General features: G+C 77.6%; 4 protein-coding genes. 1 reads left to right on the plus strand and 3 read right to left on the minus strand.

The window, feature by feature from the left end; genetic code table 11:
• Positions 1-271: helix-turn-helix domain-containing protein (locus ABWI04_RS39720; RefSeq protein WP_353835624.1), on the plus strand; the 271-nt coding region annotated here is incomplete at its 5' end.
• Positions 272-286: 15 nt separating this feature from the next.
• Here ABWI04_RS39720 and ABWI04_RS39725 read toward each other — a convergent pair.
• Genes ABWI04_RS39725 through ABWI04_RS39735 form a run of 3 tightly spaced genes read right to left on the minus strand, consistent with a single transcriptional unit; the run spans position 287 to position 10094 of the window.
• On the minus strand, positions 287-2095 hold the full coding sequence (locus ABWI04_RS39725) for a hypothetical protein (RefSeq protein ID WP_353835625.1): 1809 nt from the start codon (positions 2093-2095) through the stop codon (positions 287-289).
• The gene (locus tag ABWI04_RS39730) at positions 2092-6570 is read right to left on the minus strand and encodes a hypothetical protein (RefSeq protein ID WP_353835626.1); all 4479 of its coding nucleotides are present in this window, start codon (positions 6568-6570) and stop codon (positions 2092-2094) included. Before ABWI04_RS39730 ends, ABWI04_RS39725 begins: the two co-directional genes overlap by 4 nt.
• Entirely contained in the window at positions 6567-10094 is a 3528-nt protein-coding gene (locus ABWI04_RS39735; protein WP_353835627.1) for a hypothetical protein, read from the minus strand. Before ABWI04_RS39735 ends, ABWI04_RS39730 begins: the two co-directional genes overlap by 4 nt.
• Positions 10095-10213 lie beyond the last annotated feature (119 nt).

The following is a 10213-nucleotide window of genomic DNA, read 5'->3' on the forward strand; positions in this document are numbered from 1 at the left end:
GCTCCGCGGGCTCGGCGTGCGGCCGGGGGCGCGGCGGCGGCGCCCGGACCGCCCCGCGCACGGCTGGCAGGCGCTGACCCCGACGGAGCGGAAGATCGCCGCGCTCATCGCCGAGGGCCTCACCAACCCGCAGATCGCCGAGCGGGAGTTCATCTCCCGGTACACGGTGGAGACGCACCTGAAGCGCGTCTTCGCCAAGATGAGCGTCCGCAGCCGCACCGAGCTCGCCGCCCGGGTGCTGTCCGGTCCCGCGTTGTCGAGTTCCGAGTGACGCGGGCGGGGCGGGTCAGCGCGGGCCGACGGCGTCGTAGCGCAGGCCGCTGGAGGCGGTGCCGCCTCCGGTGCGCTTGGCGCGGGCCAGCCACAGGTGCACCGAGCCGTCGGTCCAGCGCGCGAGGCGCCATTCCCGCACGACGCGGGTCCCGGCGCGGCCGACCTCCTCCTCGGGGATCTCCAGTCTCGCCACCCGCCCGGTGTCGTTCTCCATCGTCCAGTCGAGGACGCGGCTGTGCCCGATCACCGGCACCGGCGTCCCGTCCCTGGTGGGCTGCTGGAGGGGGACGCGGCGCAGCCGGATGCCGTCCGGCCGCCCGTCGGCCGGGGCCGGGACGAGCGGCACCCAGTTCTCCGGCACGGTGGTGGCGAAGGTGTAGGTGAGCTCGGGCAGGCCGGGGACCTCGGCGCGCGGCGGGATCCCGGCGCGCGGGACCTGGCCGTCCCGGTCGATCGGCTCGCCGGTGGCGCCGGTGACGGTCCGCTCGATCGCCCAGGCGAGGTTGGCGGTCTCGTCGCGCAGGAACCGGACGTCCTCGACGGGCGCCGAGCTCTGCGTCGAGAACGTGGTGGGCGGCAGGACGAGCAGGGGCGCCGGCGGCCCGCCGCGCGCGGACGCGGGCCGGAACAGCCCCCAGCCGCGCCCGGCGTCGGCGGCGCCGTAGGCCGCCGGGGGGACGAGGGTGCGGACGCCGAAGCTGTCGGTCACCACGAGCGAGCGGACGCGGGTGACCGATCCGCTCGGCACCTCCACCGGGACGACGAAGTGGTCGTTGGCGTACACGGTCGCGTACTCCAGCAGGACCATCCGGGCGAGGTCGGTGGTGCCCGCGCCGATCCGGCCGAGGTTGACGTCGGCGTCCTCCATCTCCCAGAACCGCGTCGCGGGCATGCCGGGGTAGGCGGCCACGGTCGGGACGACGACGAGGGTGCGGCGCTCCGAATCGGACGCGGCATCGGACGGGGCGCCGAGCGCGGCGTCCGGGTCGTGGTCGAGCTGGTACCAGTCGAGCCGGTCGCCGTCGTACTCGGGCGCGGTCAGCACCGTCTCGCCGACGGAGTCGGAGGCGGCGGCCGCGAAGGCGTACTCCAGCCGTTCGCGCTGCCAGGCGCGGGCGCCGGCGCCCGGTGTGTCGACCAGCGGAAGGAACCCCTCGGGGGCGGGGCCCTCCCCCGCCTGGAGCCAGGCCAGCCACCCCGCGACGGCGGCGGCGACGGCCGCCAACAGCTCGGGCGGGACCGGCACCGTCCCCGGGAACCGGCCCCTGGCGTGGTCGCGCAGCACGTCCGTGCCGTGGGGCGCCCGCCCCGCCATGATCCGCAGGTAGCCGGCCGTCGCCTCGTCGGCTTCGGACGGACCGGCGGGCGGCGGGCTCGGGATCGGGTAGCGGGCGACGACCGCCGCCCGCAGGGCGCCGGCGCCGTGCTCGGCGAGGAAGCGGAGCAGTTCCTGCCCGGTCTCGGCGGCCCAGCGCAGGTCGTGGGCCCCGGCGGCGTCCTCGGCCTCGACGGCCGATTCCAGCGGGCGGCCGGCGGGCAGCGGCGCCGCCGGCCCGCCCGAGGGCCCGTACCGGACCTCGGCGAACCGGGCGGACTCGACGTCGAGCCTGGCCAGCACGGGGGTCCCCGCGTCCTCGCCCTGGAACTCCCCGAGCTGCCACTGCCGGGCGAGGAGCCAGAGCGGGTCGGCGGTGCGGGCCTCCAGCGCCGGGCTGAGGTCCTCCGCGCGGGTGCGCGGCTCCAGCCGGCTCCAGGTGGTGATGGACGGGACGTGCTCGGGCTCGGCGGGCTCCGCGGCGGCCCGGGTGTCGGAGACGGTCATCGCGTTCCCTCCGTGGTGGCCGGCGCGGCGGCGGGGCCGTCCGGGGCCGCGGCGTCCGGGACGAAGTCGGTCGAGGTGCCCGGCTCGGCCATGTTCACCGGGAAGTGGGCGGCGGGCAGGATCTGCCCGATGTCGCCGAGCGAGTCGAGGTCGGCGGCGCGGGTCGTGGTCAGGATGAAGGCCCAGTTCAGCGCCTGGAGGACGGCGTCGGGGTCCCAGGTGGGCGCGTCGTCGGCGGGCACGGCGACCAGCACGGCCTGCGGCGCGGCGGCGCCGGGCGCGTCGTGCTCGAAGGCCAGCCCGGTCGTCCGCCGGGCGGCCGGGACGACCTCGGTCCACTCGTCCACGACGAGGCCGGAGACGGGCCGGGTGAGGTCGAGGTCCCCGACCGTGATCACCGCCATGGACACGACGTCGCCGTCCGGGGGGCTCTCCCCGGCCCACCGCTCGCCCGGCTTCCCGGGGAGCTGGACGGCGCGCGGAGTGGCGGGGACGGTCGCCGCGCCGGCCCCGGTCAGCGCTTCGGTGTAGGTCAGGACCTTCTGGAGGTTCGCCAGCTTCGGCCGCACCCGGGCGTACTTGGCCAGCCAGCGCCGGACGTCGTGCGCCGACCCGCCCTCCAGCTCGTTCCCGGCCGCGAGGGCGGCGGCGAGCGGGCCCGGGGCGGGCAGGGTGACCGACTGCAGGACGGGCAGGTCCTGGCCGAACAGCGTCCGGAGCCGGGCGGTCTGGAACTCGCGGCGCCGGGCGGGGCCGGCCGCCGGGACGTCGAAGTCGGCGATGGCGCAGCCGCACGTCTCGGCGGTGCAGGTCAGCGGGCGTCCCCGGAACTCGGCGACCAGCCGGCAGTGCGCCAGCCGGCGCTGCCGGAGCTCGGCCCGCGCGGACGCGGCCTGCTCCAGCACCTGCTGCTCGGTGCCGGACCTCGGCGGCGGGGCCACCGCGCCGAGCACGCCGAACCCGGCGGCGGTCCGCAGGGCGGGGCGCACCGCCGCGGCGGTCGGCCCGGCGAGGCCGGCGATGGCCGTGCCGGCGAGCTGCCAGGCGAAGTCGGCGCGGTTGCGCGTCGCCTGGTCGAACCCGCTCTCGGCGGCGGACCCGGGCCCGTCGAGGTCGGCGGCCTCCACCTGCCGCGACTGCGTGAGCAGCCGCCGCACCGCCGAGGCCGCCTCCAGGAACTCGGCGAGCGACACCTGGTCGTACGGCCAGGCGGGGTCGCGCTCGAAGCCCGGCTCCAGCGTCCAGTCCTCGCCGATCTTCGAGGCGTCCCGGCGCGGCCAGGCGGCCGCCTCGATCCGTCGCTCCAGTTCGGCGCCGGCGTCCGGGGCGGCGCCCCGGACCGGGGCGGCGACGTGGTCGACGGCGGGGATCTGCAGGTAGTCGAGGCTCAGCGGGGGCTGGACGGCGGTGCGCGTCCCGTCCGGCGAGCGCCAGGTGTTGCGCCACTTGACCCGCCAGTTCGGCGGCAGCAGCGCGGTGGCGAGGACGTCGGCGGGGGCCGCGGCGACGACCCGCGGCTGCTCGCCCACGGCGGCGCCCCAGCGGAGCTTGTCGAACCGTGCGTCGTGGTTGAACAGCAGGAGCACCCGGTGGGTGACCGCCGCGCCGCTGTCGGCCGTGCGGCAGAACTGGAGCTCCGGCGGGGTGCTCGCGCCGTGCGCGGAGGCGTCGAGGGCGGCGGCTGCCCGCGTGGCGTTGCCCTGGGCGATCTGGTGGACGCCCTCGGCGAGCAGCGCGTCCCCGACCGCGTCGACGGCGTCCGCGACGTCGGCGAGGACGTCCTCGACCGCCGTCCGGTCGCCGGGCGGGAGCGACGCGAGATCCTCCTCCAGGTCGCCCGCGCGGTACAGCCGGTGAAGCTCCAGCCCGTCGGTCACCGCGGTCGACTCCACGGCCGGTTCCGCGGTCCCCTCCGGCGTGACGGTGTGCGCGCGGACGGGCGCGGCGGCCCGGAACAGCGGCAGATGCTGGTCGAGGGGCCCGTCCGGGTGCTCGTGCAGGCCGCGTTCGAACCGGTAGCCGAGCAGCAGGCCGAGGGGCTGCCCGGCGCGGACGCCGGAGACCAGCTGCTCGGCGAGCCGCACCCGCCGTGAGGTCAGGTCGACGGCCAGCGGATTCCCCTGCTCGTCGCGCCCCGCAGGATCATCGTCCGGCTGCGCGTCCGCGACGTCGTGGGAGCGCCAGCCGCTGCGCAGCACCGCCGCGGTGACCGCCTGGCCGAGCGTCGGCGCGTGCACGTGCCCGGCGCCGTCCGGGGCCGGTTGGAGCGGCCCCTCCGGGACGCCGTCGGGCAGCGGGACCTCCTCTCGGGCCACGGAGGGCGGCGCCAGGTCGCAGACCCAGCCGTAGCCGCCGATGTGCGTCCCGGCGGCGTCTCCGGCGGGACGCTCCCGGACGAGCCGTTCCAGCCGGCGCGCCGGGAACGAGGTGATCCAGGCGTCCAGCCGGTGGGCGGTCAGGGCCAGCGTGCCCGCCACCTCGCGCTCCAGGCGCTCCGGGTCGACCCGGAGGTCCACGAGCCGGTCCAGCGCGTCGCGGAACTCCCTGATCCCGGCGGTGACGGCCGCGTGCCGCTCGTCGCCGGGCCGCTGCGCGGCGGCGAGGTAGTCGCCGACCGTCAGGGCCGGGTCGGCGCCGCCGCCGGGCAGCGGCAGCGGCCGCGCGAGGCGCCGCGCGAGCGTCGAGGTGACCTCGCGGGGGAAGACGTCCACCAGCTCGGGGTCGGGGACCTGCCCGACGCCCTCGATCAGCCCGGCCGCGTTGGAGTGCTCGCCCAGCAGCGCCGCGCGCAGCAGCCGCTGGAAGAGCGGCACCGGCCCGGACGGTACGGGGACCTGGTCGGCGCACAGCCCCGGCGCGGCCAGTTCCGTGAGGTACGCCCGGATCGCCGCCGCGTCGGCGCCCGCCACCGGCGTGCCGAGCCGGATCGACTTGTCGGCGAAGACCGCCAGGGCCAGCCGCGGGTCGTCGCCGGTCGCGAGCCCGAGGTCGGCGAGCAGCCGCCGGGTCGGCCCGGCCACCTGCTCGCGCCAGTCGCCGCCGAGCTCCAGGCGCGCGAACCGCCACAGCCAGGCGACGTACTCGTTGCCGAGCATGCCGCGCACCCGCATCTCGCGCGGGAGCGCGTCGGTGGCGAGGATGTCGAGCATGACGCCGTCTGGGTCGGCGAGGCCGGGGCGGATCCGCGGCACCGGCGACCGCGACCACACCCGGTTCATCAGCCGGACGAGCAGGTCGACCGCCCTGGCCTCCCCCGCGCCGCCGGACTTCCACCGGGCCATCGACGCGACCGGCAGCACCCCGTAGACCTGGGCGCCGACGCGCAGCGCGGGCAGCGGCCCGTCGGGGTGGACGTGGGAGACGAAGTGCGAGCGGACGGCGGGCAGGTCGGCGGTCCAGCCCGCCTCCGCGCCGTCCGCCAGGTGGCGGACGAGGTAGTCGAGCCCGACCGGCCAGAGCAGCCGCCGCACCGCCGCACCGGGACGGCGCAGGTCGTCGGCGCCGTTCGGGGCGCGACCGAGCGCGGTGGCCGCCCCGGACGGGACGGGCCCGCGCCGCGTCCGCTCCAGGACGTCGCCGTCCCGGTGGGCGAGCGGGAGGCCCAGCGTGTCCGCGAGCAGGGCCGCCGCGGTCTCCGGGCGGGCCGCCGTCGCGGGCGCCCCGGTCACCCGCGCCGAGAGCGCCGCCTCGCGCGACCGGGGCGCGTAGCCGCTGGACACGGTCTCGGTGTTGTTGGTCGGGGTGCCGGGCGGGACGAACCCGAGCCCGACCGTCGCGGCCTGCGCCTCCAGCAGCTCCGACAGGATCGTGGCGCCCCGTGCGGGGGTGGCCCCCTCGTCCACGCCGTACACGGCGAGGAACGCGACGTGCTCGGTGACGCCCTCGACGACGGCCGCCATCCCGGCGTCCACCGCGGCCTGGAAGTCGACCAGCCAGCGCATGCCCTCGTCGACCGGAGGGTCCTCGTCGGTGAGGGGGCGGGCGGCGTCGTCACCGGTCCGGACGGGCGACGGGCCGACCGCCAGGTCGGGCCGCACCTCGTTGGGGAAGTCCGCCTCGATGCCACGCCCCCCGGTGAAGCGGGCGAAGAAGCGCCAGCGGGTGGGCAGCGCCCGAGCGCGCGGTGCCCGCATCCAGGTGCCGGTGCGTTCGAGGGGGCCGGGGAAATGTCCGGTGGCGTCCGGCTGCATCACCCGGGCGATCCAGGTGGCACGGGGCGCGCCGTGGTACCGGACGAGCTCCTCCCAGGCGTCCGGCTCGCCGCCGCGCTCCCAGTAGCGGCGGCCTTCCCGCCGCTCCGCCGCGGTCAGCTCCGCCTCGTGCGAGTCGACGTGGATCTGGTCGGGGTAGACGCGGACGAGCAGCCGGGTGCCGTCGAACCTCGTCTCCAGCCGGACGGGCAGCAGCGTCACCGGGTACCGGGTGGACAGCGTCCACGCCGCGGCCGGGGCCTGCTCGGTCAGCGGTCGGGTCATCGGAGGGCTCCAAGGGCTCGCAGAGTTCCGGCGGTTCCGGCGAGGGCGGCCGGCTGCGGGTCGGGTGGCAGCAGGTCGCTCGCGTGCCGGGCGACGAGCGCGGGGCGCTGGAGGACGACGCGGGCCATGTCGGCGGCGTTGCGGCCGAAGACCGCGCCGTCCAGGGGCTCGCCGCCGAACCCGCCCGCGCCCGGCGACAGGAACCGCGCGTCCGCCGGGAGGTGGCCCCAGTGCAGGTCGTCCCAGTGGGCGCCCGACCAGGGCGTCCCCGGCACCCAGTCCTCGGGCGGGTCGTCCACGCCGAAGCGGGGCGCGGTGGGCTGCTCGCGCAGCAGGAAGAAGTACCCCGGCCTTCCGGCGGCCGGGTCGGCGTCGCCCCGGGCCTGCCCGGCGGTCAGCGGGAAGCCGAACAGCAGCAGGTCGGGGTCCAGCCGGGCGTGGAAGATCGGCGGGATGTCCGGGCCGGTGACGTCGCGCCGGCCGGCGGCCGTCCACGTCGCCGCGCGCATCGTGACGGCGGTGGCGGGGTAGCGGCGCAGCACCTCGCCGCGGACGACGAGGATCAGCGACCGCTCGTCCGGCCCGCCCACGGCGGTGAGGTGGGCGCCGAGCGGCCCGGCGCCCCACGCGGGGTCGGTGAACGGCGGGATGTCGGTCAGCGGGGCGCCGGCCGAGACCGCGTTCCGCACGTCCCAGAACTGCCGGAACCAGGTGTTGCGCGGGTCGGCGGGGAACTCCCGCCACAGCATCTCCCGGCTCGTCTCGTGGTTCAGGCCCACCATGAACGCCTCGATGAAGCGCGGGTTCGCGGCCAGCGCGGTCAGCGTCTCCGGCGCCACCTCCGGCAGGCCGGGGACGACGTTCTCCTGCGACAGGCCGCGAAGCAGCTCGTAGGCGGGCACGTTGAACGCGACGCCCGCGAGCAGCCGCCGCAGCGGATCGCCGGTGTCGGGGATCGCCGAGGCGAGCGGCCCGTCGCCGAGCCTCAGGCCGTCCAGGACCTTGGGCGGCACCGTGTCCTCGGGCCTGAGCCGGTCGCGGACCGCCGCCGCCGTGGCGTCCACCGGGACGGCCTCCCCGCGCGCGTCCCGCGCCAGGGCCTGCGCCGGGGCGAGGTACCGCTGGTGCCGCAGCGCCGCCTTCATGAAGTCGTCGCCCATGGCGGCGCGGTCGGCGACGAGGCTCGGCCGCAGGTCGGCGAGCGCGACGCCGCCGCCCCGGACGGACGCGCCGGGCAGCCGGTCGACGGGGCGCGACTCGCCCCAGCCGGTCGCGAACCCGTCCGGGTCGAGGTCGAACCCGATGCGGTAGGCGGCGTCGTTGCCGTCCGCGGTGCTCCCCACCCGGTAGACCAGCAGGTCGGGCCGGCGCGTGCCGCTGAAGTCGGCGACGACGATCCCGGCGCCGTGGTCCCAGCCGGCCTCCCGGTCCTCGGGGACGGGGACGGGCGCGCTCCAGCCGCCGAGGACGGCGCCGCGGCGGTTCAGCGTCCGGCCGACGCCGTACCGGGCGACGGTGCGGCCCCACTCGTTCCCGCCGGTCCACAGCACGACCAGGTCGGGCCGCAGGTCCTGGCTGAGGTCGGCGACGTCCACGGCCACGTCGCCGAGCCCGCCGACCGTGTAGGGCAGCGTCACCGTGTCGCCCCAGCCGCCGGTGACGGCGCCGTCGTCGGAGATCCGCCAGCCGATCCGGTAGCAGATCCTGTCGCCGGCGGTGTAGACGAAGACCAGCTCGGCCCGGCCGTCGCCGTCCAGGTCGGCGAGCGCGATGTCGGCGCCCCGGACGGATGCGCCGACCGGGTCGTGCACGGGACGCGGCGCGCCCCAGCGGGCGGGCACGCCCTCGGCGTCGAGGTCGAAGCCGACCTGGTAGGCGACGTCGCCGAGCACGTTGCCCAGCACCACCATGGCCTGCGGGCCGGACGCGGTGATCCGTCCCACGGCGACCGCCATCACCTCCACGTCGATGCCGCCGAGGTCGGGGCCGGTGCGGGCGGCGGAGAACCCGCCGAGCCGTCCCTCCGCGTCGAAGCCGTGCGCGACCCGGTGCCGGACGTGCCCGGCGCCGCCCTCGCGGGAGAAGTCCGCCACGATCAGGGACGAGAACAGGCCGACGCGGGCCGCCCACCGGTTCTCCGGCGGCGGGACGTCGGCCGGCGCGCCGGCGCCCCGCAGGTCCCGGGGGGCGCCGTGGTCGCGCCACTGGCCGTTGTGGTCGACCGACACCAGCCGCCCGTCGGCGGCGACGGCGAACAGCTCGCTGTCGCGGCCGGGGCGCAGCGCGACCGGGCCCGGCTGCCGGAGCGCGAGCCCGCCGGACGGCGGGCGCAGGCGCGTGCCGCTCCAGTTCCACTGGTCGGCGACGGAGTCGATCCGGCAGAGCGAGAGGTCGTTCGGATCGGCGTCGGAGGCGACGAGCACGCCGATCGTGGGGCGGCCCGAGAAGTCCTTGCCGCTCTGCCGCGCCACGGACACCACGGACGTGCCGTCGTAGGGGCGCCACGCGTTCGCGATCGGGCGGAGGTCGCCGCGGGTGATGATCAGGTTCCCGTCGACGGAGGCGTACGCCATGCCCTTGAAGGCGCCGTAGTCGGGATAGGCGGCCGAGAGGTTGCCGTTGACGAGCGGCACGGTGCCGTCCCCGACGTTGAGGTTGGTCCACAGCGCGGCGCCGGTCCCCTGCCGGACGCACGCGTGGAGCCCGCCGAGGTTGGTCCTGACGTAGAGGAAGCCGCGGCCCCGGGTCGCGAGCGGCCCGACGGCCACCTCCTTCGGGCTGATCGTGGACGGCTTGCCGAGCGCCCGCCACGTCCAGGCGGCGGTCGCCGGATCGAAGTCGCAGGCGTGCAGGCCGCCGTCACCGCCGATCACGTAGACGCCGGTGCCGTGGGCGAGCGGATCGCTCCGGACGCCGTTCGGCGGGTACCCGCGGTCCTCCCACGCCCAGGCGCCCGGCACCCGGTCCCAGCGCCGCTCCCACAGCCGCCCGTCGGCCGTGCGGACCAGCACGCGGACCGGCCCGCCGTAGTCCAGCGCGGCCCCGGGGGACACCACTTTCTGACCGCTGGGCGGCACTCCGTGGTCGTACCAGAACCAGCCGCCCTCGACCAGGCGCCGCTCGAACAGGTGGCCGTCGTCCGTCGCGGCGAAGAACCGGCCCTGGACCATGTCGCCGCCGGCGGTGGCGAGGGTCCGCGGCACCTCATCGGACACGCCGGCCGGGACGCTCGCGGCGGCGACCGCGGCGCTGTGGGCGGTGTCCCACCAGGGGTCGGCCATCGCGGCGCGGATGGCCGCCTCGTCCAGCGTTCCCAGCGGCCGCCCGGTCACCTGCTCGAACGGGGCGCCGCCCGCGGGGACGTCGGCGGGCGGGACGGCCGTGTCGCCGGTCGCGAGCCGCTCCACGGCGGCCGGCGCGGCCCCGGCGCGCCGGGCCAGGGGGCCGCGCGGCCGCAGCAGCCGGCGCATCGGCACCGACGTGGCGGCCCGCAGCCCGGCGTTGCCGGCCAGCTCGTCGCCCACGGTGGGCGGGTCGCCGGACGGGCCCGCGGGCGCTCGGCGATCAGCTTGGTCGTCATCGCGGCGGCGCCCGGGATGTAGCCGGCCCGGGTGGTGGACTCGACGGCGACGCTCAGCGTCTC

The organism is Actinomadura sp. NPDC000929, assembly GCF_040492065.1.
In the GTDB taxonomy this organism is placed as follows: domain Bacteria; phylum Actinomycetota; class Actinomycetes; order Streptosporangiales; family Streptosporangiaceae; genus Spirillospora; species Spirillospora verrucosospora.